Annotated in this window: 17 protein-coding genes; 12 read left to right on the forward strand and 5 right to left on the reverse strand. The window is 64.7% G+C overall.

Going from position 1 to position 16,001, the window contains the following annotated elements; all coding sequences use genetic code 11:
• The first annotated feature begins 265 nt into the window (after positions 1 to 265).
• Genes CV102_RS15350 through CV102_RS15365 form a run of 4 tightly spaced genes read left to right on the forward strand, consistent with a single transcriptional unit; the run spans position 266 to position 5,080 of the window.
• Complete coding sequence (locus tag CV102_RS15350) at positions 266 to 1,522, forward strand: ABC transporter substrate-binding protein (RefSeq protein ID WP_187432990.1); 1,257 nt, start codon at positions 266 to 268, stop codon at positions 1,520 to 1,522.
• Positions 1,523 to 1,572: 50 nt separating this feature from the next.
• A complete protein-coding gene (locus tag CV102_RS15355) occupies positions 1,573 to 3,561 on the forward strand; it encodes an ABC transporter permease (protein ID WP_148858894.1) in 1,989 nt (662 codons plus the stop codon).
• Complete coding sequence (locus CV102_RS15360) at positions 3,561 to 4,361, forward strand: ABC transporter ATP-binding protein (RefSeq protein ID WP_148858895.1); 801 nt, start codon at positions 3,561 to 3,563, stop codon at positions 4,359 to 4,361. The genes CV102_RS15355 and CV102_RS15360 overlap by 1 nt, the downstream gene beginning before the upstream one ends.
• A complete protein-coding gene (locus CV102_RS15365; RefSeq protein WP_148858896.1) occupies positions 4,358 to 5,080 on the forward strand; it encodes an ABC transporter ATP-binding protein in 723 nt (240 codons plus the stop codon). The genes CV102_RS15360 and CV102_RS15365 overlap by 4 nt, the downstream gene beginning before the upstream one ends.
• A 27-nt stretch (positions 5,081 to 5,107) precedes the next feature.
• On the opposite strand, the gene paaI is transcribed toward CV102_RS15365, so the two are convergent.
• Entirely contained in the window at positions 5,108 to 5,494 is a 387-nt protein-coding gene (paaI, locus tag CV102_RS15370) for a hydroxyphenylacetyl-CoA thioesterase PaaI (RefSeq protein WP_148858897.1), read from the reverse strand.
• A 32-nt stretch (positions 5,495 to 5,526) separates the two neighbouring features.
• Complete coding sequence (locus CV102_RS15375) at positions 5,527 to 6,165, reverse strand: helix-turn-helix domain-containing protein (RefSeq protein ID WP_148858898.1); 639 nt, start codon at positions 6,163 to 6,165, stop codon at positions 5,527 to 5,529.
• Positions 6,166 to 6,261: 96 nt separating this feature from the next.
• Here CV102_RS15375 and paaA point away from each other — a divergent pair, with 96 nt between their 5' ends.
• From paaA to CV102_RS15405, 7 genes are all read left to right on the forward strand, one after another.
• On the forward strand, positions 6,262 to 7,203 hold the full coding sequence (gene paaA / locus CV102_RS15380; RefSeq protein ID WP_148858899.1) for a 1,2-phenylacetyl-CoA epoxidase subunit PaaA: 942 nt from the start codon (positions 6,262 to 6,264) through the stop codon (positions 7,201 to 7,203).
• A gap of 2 nt (positions 7,204 to 7,205) precedes the next feature.
• Entirely contained in the window at positions 7,206 to 7,523 is a 318-nt protein-coding gene (gene paaB, locus CV102_RS15385) for a 1,2-phenylacetyl-CoA epoxidase subunit PaaB (protein ID WP_148858900.1), read from the forward strand.
• Positions 7,523 to 8,389: a 1,2-phenylacetyl-CoA epoxidase subunit PaaC gene (paaC, locus tag CV102_RS15390; RefSeq protein ID WP_148858901.1), complete on the forward strand. Its 867-nt coding sequence runs from the start codon at positions 7,523 to 7,525 to the stop codon at positions 8,387 to 8,389. The genes paaB and paaC overlap by 1 nt, the downstream gene beginning before the upstream one ends.
• Entirely contained in the window at positions 8,386 to 8,805 is a 420-nt protein-coding gene (gene paaD / locus CV102_RS15395; RefSeq protein ID WP_148858902.1) for a 1,2-phenylacetyl-CoA epoxidase subunit PaaD, read from the forward strand. Before paaC ends, paaD begins: the two co-directional genes overlap by 4 nt.
• Positions 8,802 to 8,969, forward strand: coding sequence for a 1,2-phenylacetyl-CoA epoxidase subunit PaaE (paaE, locus tag CV102_RS26045; RefSeq protein WP_187432991.1), 168 nt, complete (start codon positions 8,802 to 8,804; stop codon positions 8,967 to 8,969). The genes paaD and paaE overlap by 4 nt, the downstream gene beginning before the upstream one ends.
• An 87-nt stretch (positions 8,970 to 9,056) precedes the next feature.
• Positions 9,057 to 10,340: a phenylacetate--CoA ligase PaaK gene (gene paaK / locus CV102_RS15400; protein ID WP_148858903.1), complete on the forward strand. Its 1,284-nt coding sequence runs from the start codon at positions 9,057 to 9,059 to the stop codon at positions 10,338 to 10,340.
• A 68-nt stretch (positions 10,341 to 10,408) separates the two neighbouring features.
• A complete protein-coding gene (locus CV102_RS15405; protein WP_148858904.1) occupies positions 10,409 to 10,795 on the forward strand; it encodes a PaaI family thioesterase in 387 nt (128 codons plus the stop codon).
• A 27-nt stretch (positions 10,796 to 10,822) separates the two neighbouring features.
• On the opposite strand, the gene CV102_RS15410 is transcribed toward CV102_RS15405, so the two are convergent.
• Together CV102_RS15410 and CV102_RS15415 are read right to left on the reverse strand one after the other, a co-directional pair.
• The gene (locus tag CV102_RS15410) at positions 10,823 to 11,830 is read right to left on the reverse strand and encodes an LLM class flavin-dependent oxidoreductase (protein ID WP_148858905.1); all 1,008 of its coding nucleotides are present in this window, start codon (positions 11,828 to 11,830) and stop codon (positions 10,823 to 10,825) included.
• Between the two features lie 427 nt (positions 11,831 to 12,257).
• Complete coding sequence (locus CV102_RS15415; protein WP_148858906.1) at positions 12,258 to 13,532, reverse strand: M24 family metallopeptidase; 1,275 nt, start codon at positions 13,530 to 13,532, stop codon at positions 12,258 to 12,260.
• Between the two features lie 87 nt (positions 13,533 to 13,619).
• Between CV102_RS15415 and CV102_RS15420 the strand changes: the two genes are divergently transcribed.
• Positions 13,620 to 13,823 carry a hypothetical protein gene (locus CV102_RS15420; RefSeq protein WP_148858907.1) on the forward strand — a complete coding sequence of 68 codons (204 nt, stop codon included), beginning with the start codon at positions 13,620 to 13,622 and terminating at the stop codon, positions 13,821 to 13,823.
• Positions 13,824 to 13,863: 40 nt separating this feature from the next.
• Here the strand turns inward: CV102_RS15420 and CV102_RS15425 are convergent, their stop codons facing one another.
• Positions 13,864 to 15,891, reverse strand: a complete 2,028-nt coding sequence (locus tag CV102_RS15425) for a primary-amine oxidase (RefSeq protein WP_148858908.1) — start codon at positions 15,889 to 15,891, stop codon at positions 13,864 to 13,866.
• Between the last annotated feature and the right edge of the window lie 110 nt (positions 15,892 to 16,001).

Below are 16,001 nucleotides of genomic sequence, written 5' to 3' on the forward strand. Positions count from 1 at the left end.
TCGTATCCAACACGCATAATTTCTCTGGCAGTCGGGACGGTTGCTCGAGTCCCGAAAGGAAGCGACAGCGGCGAACGCCGAGGACGATCGTCGAGTGTTCCTCGATCGTTTTTATCTGTCACCCCGTAACGCCAAGAAAGAGGTATATTGGGTCAGACACTATCGATTTCGGTGGCAGACGAGCGCGGGTCTTCGACAAATTATAACATAAAACCCCCATAAATAGGGGTAGATTTTTATAACCTATTGTAATCAACAGGAGGTCATGGGTCGAGATGGCACATACCAAGGGAGTAGACGGCAGCTTCTCAGGGCCGTCAGCGCGGGTGGTGCTGCTGGTCTGGTCGGGTTGGCCGGTTGCGTCGGGGACCCGGAGGAAGCAACGAACGGGGACGAGGAGTTCGATACGATCGAGCTTGCAGTTCTCGAGCCGTACACGGGGCCGTTCAGCGATCTAGGGGAGGAACGAACGCAAGGAACGGAGCTCGCGATCGAGCAGATCAACGACAGCGACGAGTTCGAGTTCGAGATCGAGTACGACACGTACGACACGCAGTCGGACCCGGAGGACGCGCTCTCGGAGGCTCGCGAAGCCGTCCAGTCCCAGGGGGCACAGTTTCTCACGGGCTGTATCTCGAGCGACGTGGCGCTGTCGATGAACGACTTCGCGCTCGACAACGAGGTGTTGTACACCCCGGGAGCGGCGGACGTCGCGATCACGGGCGAACGGTGCAACGAGTACGTCTTTCGCTTCGAAACCAGTACTGCCCAGATCGCGGAGGCGATGGCTCAGTGGACCTACGAAGAACAGGGCGATCAGATCTTCTATCACCTCGCCGATTACGCCTACGGCGAGTCCGTGATGAACGAGTTCGAGGCCCGGATGGAGGACTTGAGTGACGACTACGAGAGGATCGGTGAAACCCGCGCCGAGTTCGGCGCAACCGACTTCGAGGCCTACATCACGCAGATCGAGAGCGCGGCCGACGAGGCTGACGCGGTCGTGATCGGGAGCACCGGTGGCGACCTCGTGGCGTTCCTGTCACAGGCCGCCGATCGCGGCCTGATCGACGAGATTCCGATCGTCACGACCACCGCCTCGTTCACTCCGATCCGGGCCGGCGCTGGGGATGCAGCAACTGGCGTCTTTAGCGGCGTTCGGTACTATCCCGAACTCGAGACGGGCGACAACCAGGAGTTCGTCGAGGCCTACGAAGCCGAGTACGACGAACTTCCGGACAACTTCTCGCGAGTCGGTTACGACTCGATCCGCATGATGGCACGCGGGATCCAGGAGGCTGGATCGAACAATCCGAGCGAGGTCGCAGACGTGCTCGGCGGTCTCGAGCAGGAGACGATCTTCGGGCCGAACGAGTTCCGGGAGTGTGACGGTCAAGCGGTGAACCCGGTCTGGATGGGTGAACTCACAGAAGGAGACGATCTACCCGAGGTCGAGATCCTGACCGAACTCGACGGAGAGGGCGCGATCCCGGCCTGTGAGGATACCGGTTGTGACCGATAACCACAGTAACCCGATTCGACAATGAACCGCGTTACGCTCCGGACGAAGCCATGCTAGGAACGATCTTTCAACAGCTACTGGACGGGATAACCGTCGGCATCGTGTACGTGTTACTGGCCGCCGGCCTATCGGTAATCTTCGGCGTGATGAACGTCATCAACTTCGCTCACGGCGAACTGGCCGTCCTGGGCGCATACTTCGCGGTCGCGATCACGATCCAGACTGGAATCGGCGGCAACGCGTTCGTTGTAGCGCTGGTGATCGCTCCCCTGCTGGTCGGGGTCCTCGGCGTCGCACTCGAGCGCTACACCGTCCAGCCGCTGTACGGACGGAATCCCCTCTATCACATCCTGCTGACGTTCGGACTCGTGCTGGTGATCAACGACCTCATTTACCTCGTCTGGGGAACGGGATCGTTCAGGCTCCCGCGGCCGGGCGTTCTCACCGGCACGGTCGGCGCCTTCGGGTTCGGCGTCAGCGCCTACAACCTCTTCATGATCGTCAGCGGTGGCCTGATGGCGCTCGCCGTCTGGGCGCTGCTCGAGTACACCAGGTACGGACTGATCATCCGGGCCGGTTCGCAGGATAGACAGATGGTCCGAAACCTCGGGATCGAGATCGACCGCTACTACTCGCTGGTCTTCGGCGTCGGCGCCGGCCTCGCCGCCTTCGCCGGCATCATTCTCGCCGGGAACCAGCAGGCCCACCCCGATCTGGGAATGTCGATCATCATCCCCGCGTTCGTCATCGTTGTGCTGGGCGGCCTCGGGAGCTTCAAAGGCGCTGTCGTCGGCGGCCTGCTCGTGGGCATCCTCCAGGAATCGATCCTGCGGCCGTGGGTCCCCTGGCTCGAGGGGATGGTGATCTTCGTGCTGATGATCGGCATCCTCCTGATCCGCCCGCACGGACTGTTCGGAACCGAGCACGCCGAGGAGGGAGGAACCGAGCGTCTACTCGCCGGTCGAACCGGTAGTTTGCTCGAGAGAGAAACCCGGTTCAAGCTCGGGCTCGTGATGATTGGAGTGCTCGCGCTGGTGCCGATCGTCGCCGGCCTGCTCGGTAACCTGTTCTGGGTCACGTTCGGTTCCCGCGTGCTCATCTGGGCGCTGTTCGCGCTCTCTCTCGACTTCGTAATGGGGTACACTGGGCTGGTGTCTCTCGGCCACGCACTGTTCCTCGGTCTCGGCGCATACGCGGTCGTGCTCGGACTGATTCACGTCACGAGTTCCGTATTCGTCGCGCTCGCGCTCGCGATCGCCCTCTCGGCAGCCATCGCCTGGATCGTCGGCTTCCTCTCGATCCGCGTCGCCGGCGTCTACTTCGCGATGATCACGCTCGCGTTCGCCGAGCTCTACTACAACCTCCTCTATCGGCTCGAAATCACCGGCGGCTCCGAGGGGCTCGGACTGCTCGGCCAGGACTACTACTACGGTCTCGCTGGGATCGGTGCGTCGCTCGACGATATCGCGTTCTTCGTCGGTCCCGTCGTACTGACCGGTCACTCGTTGTTCTACTACGTCGTGCTGGGCGCCCTCGTGGCCTCGTACTTCGTCACTCGACGGATGCTCCAGTCGCCGTTTGGCTCGGTCCTGAAGTCGATCCGGGAGAACGAAGAGCGCGCGACGTTCCTCGGCTACAGGACGGTCGTCTACAAGCGTCGTGCGTTCGTCGTGAGCGGCGCGTTCGCGGGCCTCGCTGGCGGGCTGTTCGCGCTCAATAACGCGTTCGTCTCGCCCTCGGCCGCGGAGTGGCTGAAGTCCGGCGAGGTGATCGTAATGGTCATCCTCGGCGGGATGGGAACGCTCTACGGGCCGATCATCGGAGCAGGTGCGTTCTTCGGGCTGGAACAACTGCTCACCCACTACACCGGCCGGTGGCGACTGGTCCTCGGGACGATCTTCGTCCTGTTCGTGATCTTCCTCCCGCGAGGACTGGTCTCGGTGCCGACCCTGCTCGCACCGTACCTGCCCGGCGGACCTGGTCCCACGTCGGCTACCGAACAGTTGCCGGAGGACTCGAGTACCGAAGGTGGTGACTGATGGCTACTGAAACACAGATCGATGACCGACGAACCAATGGTGAAACGGTACTGGAACTGGACGGACTGGTCAAGACATTCGGCGCGTTCGCGGCGATCGACGATGTCTCGATGACGGTCGAACGCGGGGAGTTCCGCAGCATCATCGGCCCGAACGGTGCCGGAAAGACCACGCTGTTCAACCTTATCTCCGGCGCGTTGCCGGTCACCGACGGCACCGTCTACTTCGACGGTGAGGAGATTACGAAGCTGTCGCCGCCCGAACGCGTCGCCCGTGGGATCGGACGCTCGTTCCAGATATCCAACGTCTTCGGCGGTCTCTCCGTCCGCGAAAACGTCAGACTCGCGGCTCAGGCTGATCGGCGCGACGGATACAATCTGGTCGAATCGTTCTTCAAGCCAACAGGTCGGTACGGAGATATCAACCAGGAGACCGATCGAATCCTCGAGCGCATCGATCTCGACCACGTCGCCGACGAAGAGGCTGACGCGCTCGCATACGGCGATCGCCGGCGCCTCGAGATCGGCGTCGTCCTCGCGACCGACCCCGAACTCGTGCTGTTCGACGAACCGACCGCTGGCATGAGCGTCGAGGAGACCCAGGAGACGATCGAACTGATCGAGGAGGTCCTGGTCGACCAGACGTTGTTGCTCATCGAACACGACATCGAACTCGTTATGGAACTCTCAGATCGCATCACCGTGTTGAATCAGGGCGAAATCCTGGCCGAGGGAACGCCAGCCCAGATCTCCGGAAATCAGAGCGTCCAGGACGCCTACCTCGGAGGGATGGTCGAATGAGTACCGATCCGCTACTCGACCTCGAGAACGTCGACGCAGGGTACGGCGAGACGCAGGTGCTTCGCGACCTGTCGCTGTCGGTCGGCGAGGGCGAGGTCGTCTCGCTGGTCGGCCGCAACGGGGCCGGGAAGACGACGACGTTGCGGTCCATCGTCGGCATCCTCACCCCGACGAGCGGGACCGTCACGTATCGCGGGACGGACGTCACGAACCTCGACGCCACGGAGACCGTCCAGCACGGACTCGCACTCGTTCCGGAGGAGCGCCAGATCTTTCCGGAGCTTACGGTGAAGGAGAACCTCGAACTCGCCGACTACGGCGGGTCGCCGGACGTCGACTCGCTCTCGGTCGGGGAGGCCCTCGAAATGTTCGAAAACCTCAAGCAGCGGGCGCCGAACCCCGGCTCGTCGCTCTCGGGGGGCGAACAGCAGATGCTCGCCATCGCGCGCGCACTCGTCGGCGGCGCCGACCTCATCCTGCTCGACGAGCCGACGGAGGGGCTCGCCCCCTACATCGTCCGGGACGTGATGGACATCGTCGAGGACCTCAACGATCGGGGCATCACCGTGTTGCTGGTCGAACAGAACGTTCACGTTTGCCTCGAACTCGCCGACCGGAACTACCTCCTCAATCAGGGCGAGATCGTTTACGAGGGAACCTCCGCCGACCTCGAGGAGGACAAGGAGATCCTCGACAGGTACCTCGGCGTTACTACCTGATCGACCGCAGTCACGGTCACTCGCCGCTCAGGGTTTGTAGACGCGCCCGCGGAACGTCGCGACCCGCTCTTCGTCCTCGTCGGTGACGACGACCTCGTACTCGGCGGTCCGGCCCGAGGCGTGGGTCTCCGTCGCCGTCGCGGTGAGTTCGGTTCCGACGTCGACCGCCTCGAGGTACGAGATGTTCGTCTCGAGCGCGACCGCCGTCTCACCGCGGGAGTTCGAGGCAGCGGCGAACGCCGCGTCGGCCAGCGAGTAGATCGCCCCGCCGTGAGGGGTGCCGTGGAAGTTCGTCAGATCCTCGGTGACCTCGAGTTGCATCCGCGCCAGGCCCGGCTCGAGGGAGCGAAGTTCGATTCCGAGCGTCTCACAGTAGGCGTCGCCCTCGATATGCTGTCGAATCTGGTCCGTCATACCGTGGCACACCGATCCCCGAGCAAAAGTATCTAGCGGAACATCTGGCGGAATAGCGACGCCTCGGCGCGGCGGAGTCGCTCGAGGAACGCCGACTTGCTGATCCCCAGTTCGTGGGCGACCGCCTCGGAACTGGCCTGTCGTGGGATCGCGAAGTATCCCATCTCGAGGGCCGTCCGGAGGCACTCCTCCTGGGCCGGCGTGAGATCCCACCGCTGGCCGGGCGACTCCGTCGCCTCCGACTCGAGGGGGTAGACCCGCTCGAGTTTGACGCCGACGGTCTCGCCGGCGGCTTCCATGACCCCCTTGAGGACGTCGCGGCCGACGACCGCGCCGAAGATCGTCGCCGCGCCGTCGCGGTAGCGCAGCGTCTCGACGATGAGGCCGCCGTCGGTCAACCTGCGGACCACGCACGGGTGTTTCGACAGACACCGATATCGCGAGCGGCCGTCGGTTCTCGAGACGTGGAGGTAGGAGATCCGGTCGTCTTCGTCGAGGACGTTCGTAAGCCGGTCGGAGGTCGGTGAACTGAACTGCAGGAGGTCGTAGCCGTCGCTGCGCCGCTGTGGCGCCCGGGCGTCGATTTCGACGTCGACCTCCCGTGTCGCCTCCGAGAGCGGACAGTCGTCGTTTCGGACCCTGAACTCCACGGCGAGACACTCGTCGATCATGTGGAACTGTGCGTCGTTCTACGTGACACCGGTATTTAAAACCCGTTCATATGGCGGTTAACTGCTAAGGGCGCAACTATCGTGGTTTATAATGATATGGAGCTGGACACAGTCAAAGAACGCGCGGGGCCGCGGGAGTTTAGCCCCGCGGACGACCTCCCGGAGGAGTACCGGAAGGCGGCGACTCGAATGATCGAGTTCCACGCGAACAGCGAGATCATGGGTGCGTATCTGGAGCGCCCGTTCATTCGGCAGGCACCGAGTATCGACCGGAAGCTGGCCTGTTCCGCCAAAGTTCAGGACGAGATCGGTCACGGCCAGTTACTCTACCGCGCAGCGGAGTCGCTCGGGATCAAGAGCCGCGAGGAGATGTTAGACGACCTCGCCAACGGCGACGGCAAGTTCCTCAACTGCTTCCACTACCCGATGGAGGACTGGGTCGAGACGCCGATGATCGCCTTCTTCGTCGACGGGGCCGCGATGCGCCGGCAGGCGACGCTCCGCCGGACCAGCTGGGAGCCCTACGCCCACGCGATGGACAAGGTGTGCTTCGAAGAGGGGTTCCACGTCAAGCACGGCGAGGACATCCTCAGGGAGCTCATGACCGGCTCGCGCAAGGAACAGCAGATGACCCAGGAGGCCTTCGAGGAGTGGTGGCCGCGCATCATCCAGTTCTTCGGACCGACCGACGACAAGAGCACCCACCACGACTTCGCGGCCTCCGTGGGGCTGAAACAGCAGTCCAACGACGCGCTTCGCAACGCCTTCCTCGACCAGTACATCCCGAAGGCGCGGAAGTACGGCCTCGAGATCCCCGACGAACCGCGCATTCGCGAACTCGACGACGGCACCTACGAAGTCGAGGAGGGGGACCTCGACTGGGACGAGTTCTTCACCATCGCGAAGAACGACTACGAACCCGGTCTCGGCCAGATCAACGGCCGGAAGGCTGCACAGGAGGCCGTCCAGTGGGTTCGTGACACGATCGAAGGAGACGCCACAGCCGCCGGCGGCCACGCGCCGCAGGCGGCCGACTGATCATGATCTGGGAAGTGTTCCGCCAGGAGAAAGCGGGCAACTACCACACTCACTGTGGGAACGTCCACGCGCCGGACCGGGAGATGGCCAAGCAGTTCGCAGCCATCCAGCACGGCCGCCGAAAACCCACCAACAGCCTCTGGGTCGTCCCCAGCGAGGAGATCGGTGAGATCGACGCCGAGGACGTCGCCTTCGGCGGGACGACGGACAAGGCCTACCGGTGGGCGACGGCGTACAACACGACCGGCGAGGACGCGGTCGAGGTCGTCGAGTCCGAAGACGAGCAAGCCACTGCCGAGCGACAGCGGGGTGACGACTGATGACAGCGAGCCTCGAGAATCCGGACGACCTCGACGCCCGCGAGCGTGACGCCCTCGAGACGCTACTGAAGCGACTGGCCGACGACGAGTTCGTGTTGGCCGAACGCTACACCGAGTGGCAGGTCCGCGCACCGAGCCTCGAGTCGGACCTCGCGCTGTCGAACAACGCCCAGGACGAACTCGGCCACGCCCGCCTGTGGTACGACGTCCTGGAAGATCTCGGCTACGAGGAACAGGACCTCGTCTACGAGCGCGATCCGGCGGACTTCCGGCACGCCACGTTAGTCGAACTGCCCTTCGAGGAGGGCGACTGGGCCGATCCGATCCTCCGGTCGTACCTCTACGACGTCGCCGAGAAGCTCCGCCTCGAGGCGCTCGAGGAGTCGACGTACCCGAAGATCGCCGACCGAGTCGGCAAGATCCAGAGCGAGGAGGAGTACCACTTAGAGCACGCCCAGAGCTGGCTCGAACGGCTCGCCGACGGTGACGAGGGCCACGAGCGCCTGCAGGACGCGCTCGACCGGCTGTTCCCGCACGCACTGACGATCTTCGAACCAGTCAATCGAGACGTGGAAAGCGACATCGTCGACCTCGGGCTTCGCGATGCGACCCTCGAGGAGATGGGCGAGGAGTGGCTCTCGAACGTGGTCCCGTACCTCGAGTCGCTCGACCTCGACGTTCCCGAGAGCGGCCAGATGGACGACGACGAGTTCGAGTTCGAGGTCACCCAGGAGATGCTCCCCGAGGAGCGCGGCCGGGACGGGAGCCACACCGACGCGTGGGTCGACCTCTACGACGAGTTTACCCACACCTACCGCGAACTCGGGCGCAGCGAGACGACCAAAATCATGGAGAAACCAGAATGAGCAGCAACACTCCGGACCCCGAGACCGACGCGACGCCCTGTGCGTACACCGACTACCGCGAGGGTGAGGGCGACGACGACCTCCCCGCGACTGGCGAGGACGCGACCGGCCTCGAGGCCGACGTGTGGGACGCCCTCTACGAGATCGAGGACCCAGAGATGCCGATCAGCATCGTCGACCTGGGGCTGATCTACGGCGTCAGCGTCGAGGACGGCGTCGCGACCGTCGACATGACGCTGACCTACTCGGGCTGTCCGGCTCGAGACATGCTCACGGACCAGGTCGAGGAGGCGGCCGCCGCGGTCGAGGGCGTCGAGGACGCCGAACTGCGGCTCGTCTGGAGTCCGGAGTGGACGATCGAGATGGTCACCGAGCGAGGAAAGGACGACCTGCGCGAGTTCGGACTGAGCATATGAGAAAACCTGACCCCAGCGTGACGACCAGCGGCGAAGAGGCGGGCGCAGAGTGCCCCTACTGCGAGTCGACGAACACCGTCCGCGAACACCCGAAGGGGCCGTCGCTCTGCCGGTCGATGCACTACTGTAACGCCTGCGAGCAGCCGTTCGAGAAGTTCGAGTAGAGCGGCCGACGACCGACTATCTTCCGCGGGAGTGACGAACGGACCAAGAGCTTTGACACTCTGTTCCGTGTACACGAGTACGAGCCTATGGTTGAGAGTATCGAACGCGCACCTCGAGACGAACTGCGGGAGTTGCAGTCCGAGCGACTCCGCGATACCGTCGAGTACGCCTACGAGAACGTCGCGTTCTACCGGGAGCGTCTAGACGAGGCCGGCATTCTACCGGACGATATCGGCCGAATCGACGATGTCGAGCAGCTGCCGTTCACGACGAAGGAGGACTTCCGCGACGAGTACCCCGACGGCCTCTTCGCCGTCGACGACGACGAACTCCTGCGGATTCACGCGTCCTCCGGGACGACCGGCAAACCGAAGATCGTTGGCTACACTGAGGCCGACCTTGAGCTATGGAACGAAGTGATGGCCCGGTCGATGGTCGCTGCGGGGATCGACTCGAGCGACACCGTCCAGAACGCCTACGGCTACGGCCTCTTCACGGGCGGGCTGGGCTTTCACGACGGTGCCGAAGCACTCGGCGCGACGGTGATTCCGACGGGCAGCGGCAACACCCAGCGCCAGGTCGAACTCGCACGCGACCTCGAAAGCGACGCCATCGGCTGTACGCCCTCCTACGCGCTCTACTTCGCCGAGACGGCCGGGGAGATGGGGATCGATCCTCGAGAGCTTCCGCTCTCGACGGTGCTCTACGGCGCCGAACCCTGCACCGAGCCGATGCGCGAGGCGATCGAGGAGCGACTCGACGCGACCGGCATCGAGAACTACGGCCTCTCCGAACTGATCGGCCCTGGCGTCGCCGTCGAGTGCCGCGAGGCCCAGGACGGGATGCACATCTGGGAGGATCACTTCTACCCCGAAATTATCGACCCGCAGACGGGCGAACCCCTGCCGGAGGGCGAAGAGGGGGAACTCGTGTTGACCTCCCTGTCGAAGGAGGCGCTCCCCGTCCTGCGCTATCGGACGGGGGATCTCACGTCGCTCACGTACGAAGAGTGTGCCTGCGGCCGGACGATGGTTCGCATGGATAGTGTCACGGGCCGCGCCGACGACCTGCTGATCGTCCGCGGCGTGAATCTGTACCCCAGCCAGATCGAGGACGTCGTCCTCGAGTTCGACGACGTGGCGCCCCAGTACCGCATCGACCTCGATCGGGAGTCGAACCTCGATACGCTCGAGTTGACGGTCGAACTGGTCGAGGGGTTCGACGGTGATCGCGAGACGCTCCGCGAGGCGATCTACGAGCGGCTGCAGAACACGCTGTCGTTCCGGCCGGACGCCCTCGAGCTGGTCGAGTACGGAACGATCGAACGGACGGAGGTCGGGAAGGTCAAACGCGTCTACGATCACCGCTGACGCACGCTTGCAGCGGACGTTGTGAATTATCTACTACTTTTATTATGATTCGTGCGGCACCGTGTTGCATGGACACCGAAGCGTTCTTCGAGGGGATGCCCTTCGCGTCCCTGCTGGGAATCGAGGTCACCGAGTGCGCCGACGGCCACGCCGAGGGTCGCCTCGAGATGACCGAGGAACTCTCGTGGAACGAGGACGAGCTGATGGCCCACGGCGGCGTCACGTTCACGCTCGCGGACACCGTCGGCGGCGCGGCGCTGGTCTCGCTGGTCGATCAGCCGGTGCCGACGATCGACATGCGCATCGACTACCTGTCGGCCGGCACGGGCGACCTCTACGCGGAGGCCGACGTCGTGCGCTGTGGCAGCGACGTCGGGACCGTCGACGTCGACGTCTACGCTGCCGAAAGCGATACGCTGATCGCGGACGCGCGCGGCGTCTACAAAACCGGTTAGTTCTGTTCTCCCGCGATTCGACTCGAGTTACCGCAGTTCGGGTGCAACCTCGTCGCCGAGTCGATGGACGCAGTCGACCATCTCGTCGGTCTCGACGCCGGGATAGTAGGTCCGGAGGATGAAGTGCACGTCGTCGCCAAGTGCCTCGCGGTAGGTCTCGAGCTCGTCGACGACCTGCTCGGGCGTCCCGAAGATCGCCTGCTCTTTCAGCTCCCGCTTGCGCTCGTCGTCCAGTTCGTCCACCGATTCGCCGGAGAAGATCTCCGCATAGCGCCGCTGGAGGTAGAAGTAGCCGTCGCGCATCGCCTCCCAGGCCTCCTCGCGGGAGTCGCCCACCCAGCCGTGCTGGAGCACGTAGATCGTGAACTCTCCCTCGAGGCCTTCCTCCTCGCGGACCCGCCGGATGTCCTCGACGCGCTTCCGGACGCCCTCGAGCGACAGCGCCGATGGGGCGCACCAGCCGTCCGCAGTTCGCGCCGCGCGGCGAACGGCGGGTTTGGCCGCCCCGCCGAGCATGACCGGCACGTCGCCGCCGGTCGGCTTCGGGGTGATCGAGACGTCCGCCGGCACGTCGTGGAAGTCGGAGTCGTACTCGAGCGGCCCGTCGCCCCAAGCGCCCCGGAGGAACGGCAGCAGGTCCTCGAGGCGTTCGGCGCGCTCGTCCTGTGGCACGCCGAATGCGTCGAACTCCCGCGGGTTCGAGCCGATGGCGAGGCCGAGCGTGAGCCGCCCGTCCGAGAGCAGGTCGACCGTCGCCGAATCTTCGGCGAGCCGAATCGGGTCGTACAGCGGGCCGAGCGCGACGCAGCTCCCGATCTCGAGGTCGTCGCTCTCGGCGGCCATCGCCCCAAGCGTCGGCATCGTCCCGGAGAGGTAGCCGTCTTCCTCGAAGTGATGTTCGGAGACCCACGCGCTGTCCAGGCCCGCGTCCTCGATCTCGCGGGTCAGCCGTAGTACGCCGTCGTACAGTTCGCTGGGCTCGCGGTCGTCGTCGGGCCGCCGCTGGGCGGTGAACAGACCAGTCCCGAGTTTCATACTTCTGGTATCACGCGGAACCGGCTTAATGGTTGGCGAACCAGCTAGTGGTGGTGTTGTGATTCGATTTGAGTCCTTCTGTTACCGTTGAGATTACCACGAAAGCCCCTGGCGGTATCCAGTCGAAGGGCTCGCTGTGCGCGCTCCTTCCAGTCGCGTGCTTGCGTCGCCCGTCTTCCCGGATACCGCCAGCCCCTTTCATCCCCACCCGTATCGGCTGGTCGGACAGGCCACCGCGGGTGGGGATGAAAGGGGCTGACTCACTCGAGGAACCCGGCCGACGTAAGCACCGAACGAAGTGAGGCGCGCAGCGAGGCCTGGGAGTCGAGCGAGTCAGGGGCTTTCGTGGTGGTTTCGAGCGGGCCGTCGTCAAAGCGAGTGACGCATACTACCTCGAGTACACAGCCAGGCAGACGTTACAGCGCGCTCAGTGATTAATGACGGTGATCTCCTCGACGGGCCACTGGCTCAGGATCTCGACGCCGTTCTCGCGGACGACGACCATCTCCTCGACGCGGACGCCCTGCCGACCCGCGGGCTCCTGGGTCTCGACGGCCATCGTCATCCCCTCCTCGATCTCGATCGGATGGTCGGGGGAGAGCCCCCGCCAGATCAGCGGCACCTCGTACAGCTGGAGGCCGAGCCCGTGGGCCCAGTGGTTGGTGGTCATCTGCCAGTGTTCGTCCGCGTCGTAGTAGTCGGCGTGCTCGCCTTCCATATCGGGAAAGCCCTGCGCGATCTCGTCGGTCGTCGCGCCGGGTTCGATGCGCTCGAGCACGTCGTAGAGGTTGTCTCGAGCGGTCTCGTACGCCTCTTTCTGCTCCTCGGTCGGCTCGCCCATGGAGAACGTGCGGTAGTAGCACGACCGATAGCCCAGGTAGCCGATGTTGTAGAAGTCAGCGTAGACGAGGTCGCCGGGCCGGATGGCGCGATCGGTGGTGTTGGCCTGGTGTTTCGGCCAGGTGTTCGGCCCCGAGGTGAGGTAGCCGCCGCCGACGAAGGCGCCGTGGCGCCAGAGTTCCTCGACCGCTTCGCCCCAGACCTCGTTCTCTCGCATCCCCGGCCTCGCAGAATCCGTGATCCGCTGGAAGCCGGCCTCACAGATCGCCGCGACCTGTCGGAGACACTCGATCTCGTCCTCGGTCTTGACCTTCCGGGCGTCTTCCATCACCGACTGGGCCGTCCCGGGGTCGGTCTCGACGCCGCGGTCCTCGAAGGCCTCGAGGAGTCCCCGGTTGCCGACGTCGACGCCGAGTTTCTCGTCGGCGACGCCGTACTCCGCCATCGCCTCGTGGACGGTCTCGGCCATCGTCGACAGCAGGAACTGCCGCGCCGACGCGCTGCCGGAGGCCCGCGGCACGTTGCCGAGTCCGGGACAGGCGTACCGGATGTCGTGCAGCCACGGGCAGTTCGCCCGCTGGTTACTCGCGTGGTCGGCCGTATCCCAGTGGACGATATCGCCGTTCTCGGTGAGCAGCGTGTAGTGGTCCGCGCCGCTGCCGCCGGTCATGGCCAGCCCCGTCACGTAGCGGATGTTCGGATCCGAGACGAGCAACATTGCACCGAGGTCGGTCTCCCGGAGCCGCTCGAGGGCTCGCTCCTTGCGCTCCTCGCGCAGTCGCTGGGTGTTGATCCGCTCCTCCCAGTCGACGGCCTGCGTGCCGAGTGTGCCCTCCATGTAATCGCGCTCGTAGAACGTCATGGGCTGACGTATCAGGGGAGCCTACTAAATCGTACCGCTGTCGGCCGTCCGCCATCGTATAAGTTCCTCCGCGCCGAATGATAGCACATGCCAGTACCCGGATACGACCCGGAAGACATCGACGACACCCTCGAGTCGCTCCTCGAGGACGACGAGATCGAACAGCACCTGAGCGATTCGGAACTCGAGGCCTATCGGAACGGCGAGGTGGATCTGGTCGACCTGCTCGACGGGGACGAAATCCGGCACATCCTCGAGCGGAAGGACGCGTCGATCGACGTTCCAGACTGAGTCTCGAGTGGGCGTCCGGAAGCGAGGGAAGAGCCCCCGCTCAGTCGTCGTCCGCGTCCGCCCCGCAGCTCTCGCCGTGGCCCGGGACGTCCTGGCCCTCGATCGCGTGCTGGGGCGGGACGTCGATCGCCGGGCTCTCCTCGAAGAAGTTGACCGGTTGCAGTTTGAAGCTGTAGACCTGCACCGGCAGGATCGGCCAGTCCTCGGGTCGCGTGACGTGGTTCACGCCGAGCGTGTACCAGAGGACGAGGTCCTCCTGCTCGAGGTCACGGTCCGCCGCAGTCCACGCCGGCAGTCCCGCGCCGCCGGGGTGCTGGTTCGGATACCGACCGGACGGATACCGCTCGTCCTCGCGGAACGGCGTCGCCCACAGGTGGTAGCGGATGAATCCGGACCGTTTCATCACGCTCGAGTCGGGCTGAACCGCCGCCTCGACGTTGCCGCCGGGCATGAGCCGGTAGCCAGTCGACTTACCGAGCCGATTCTCCTCCGCTGGATTCACGACCTGCCAGTACCGGCCCTTCAGCGGGTCGATCAGCTCCTTCGCCGCCTCCTCGCTCGCCAGTTTCTCGCGCTTCGCGTAGAAGGCGTTTCCGCCGGGGTTGTGCGTCCGGTCGTCCGCGTCGCCCATCGGATCGAGTCCGTCCGGGCCGGCCGGGACCTGCTGATTCTCGACGCGGTAGAGCGTGTTCGGGCCGTCGTCGACGTTCGCGTCGAGCCGGAAGTTGAAGAAGTGCTGGTGGATCGGTCCGTTGAGCTGCGGCGCGACGAGTTCACCGTACCCCGAGGGATCCTCGTCCGGACCGACAGCGGAGACGCTGTCGATCCCCGTCAGCCGAACCTCGACCTCCATCGACGCGTCCTGGTAGAAGTACCAGTTGAAGATGTAGTCGTAGTTGCCGACGGCCGCGACGAACGAGACGACCAGCCGCCGGCGCCTGCGGACCTCGTCGCTTCCGGTTCGCCAGTCGCTGCGCTCCCACAGCGTGCCGTTGTCCTCCTCGTGGAGGCAGATGGCGTTCTCCAGGACGTTCGCCTCGCCGCCGGCGGTGTTCATCACCGCGTCCCAGTAGTGCATGTGGCCGAGGCAGTCGCAACCGTTCGTCAGCGACTTCGCGAGCCGGCCGATGTTGTACTCGCCGACGTCCATCGCGTTCTTGAACCGATCGTTGATGTCCGTCGTCCCGTACGGCACCGACATCTCGGCACACGACGCGCGGTCGATGATCGAGCGCACCTCGCCGTCGTCCTCGTAGCCGATGTCGTACAGGACGAGCCCCTCGCGCTGGGTCCAGCCCACCCGCATGTGCCAGCCTTGCCACTCGAGTTTCTGTCCCTCGACGCTCCAGCTCGGGCCGTCTGGCTGGTCGACGTTGTACGCCGTCAGATCCTCTCGCAGGTCGATGTCGCCCTCGCGGTAGGCCATCCCCTCCGGTGGGAACGGCTCGTCCTCGTCCGGCGGGCCGTAGTCGACGACCTTCACGACCTCCATCCGGTCGAGGTCCACGAAGGTGTGAACGCCGGTTACCGGTTTCGCGTACCCCTCGTCGCCAACGTCCTCGCTCGGCCGGAGGAAGGTCAGCCCGTGGGCCAGCCGCTTCGATCGGTCGACGCCCTCGGGGACGAACTCGTGGCCGACCGACCACGGATCGACCATCGCCCGATCGGTGTCCTCGACGCCGCGGCGCTCGAGCGCGGCCTGCCACTCCGAGTTCTCCTTGACCGTCTCCTCACAGGCGATGAACTCCTCGATCGCGATCGACGGCTGTGCGCCCTCGACGTGCTCCCACGACACCACCGTCTCGTCTCCCAGCGAAACGACGGTCTCGATCGTCTTTCGCTCCTCCCCGTCTCTGATGACGATCCGTGCTCGACGGTCCGGCGCGTCGCCGCCGTCGTCGTAGGCCGCGAGCGCGTCCTTCGTCGGCTCCGCCAGTTCGATCTTGATGCAGAGGCTCGAGTCGCCAATCTCTCGCTCCCCGGTGAGGATCTCGTAGGCGGATTCGATCTCGTCCGCCGAGAGCGGATCGAGCGGGTGGTCGGCTTCTGCCGTGTGTTCGAGTGCCATGGTCATCGGCAACACGGCCGCGGATAAATAGGTTGCCGGCTACTGACGGGTGGCCGCCGGACGCGCCGACCGAACGGGACGAGCGAAGGCGTCGCGACCGGGCAGCGGGA

This window comes from Natronococcus pandeyae, assembly GCF_008122205.1.
Taxonomy (GTDB): domain Archaea; phylum Halobacteriota; class Halobacteria; order Halobacteriales; family Natrialbaceae; genus Natronococcus; species Natronococcus pandeyae.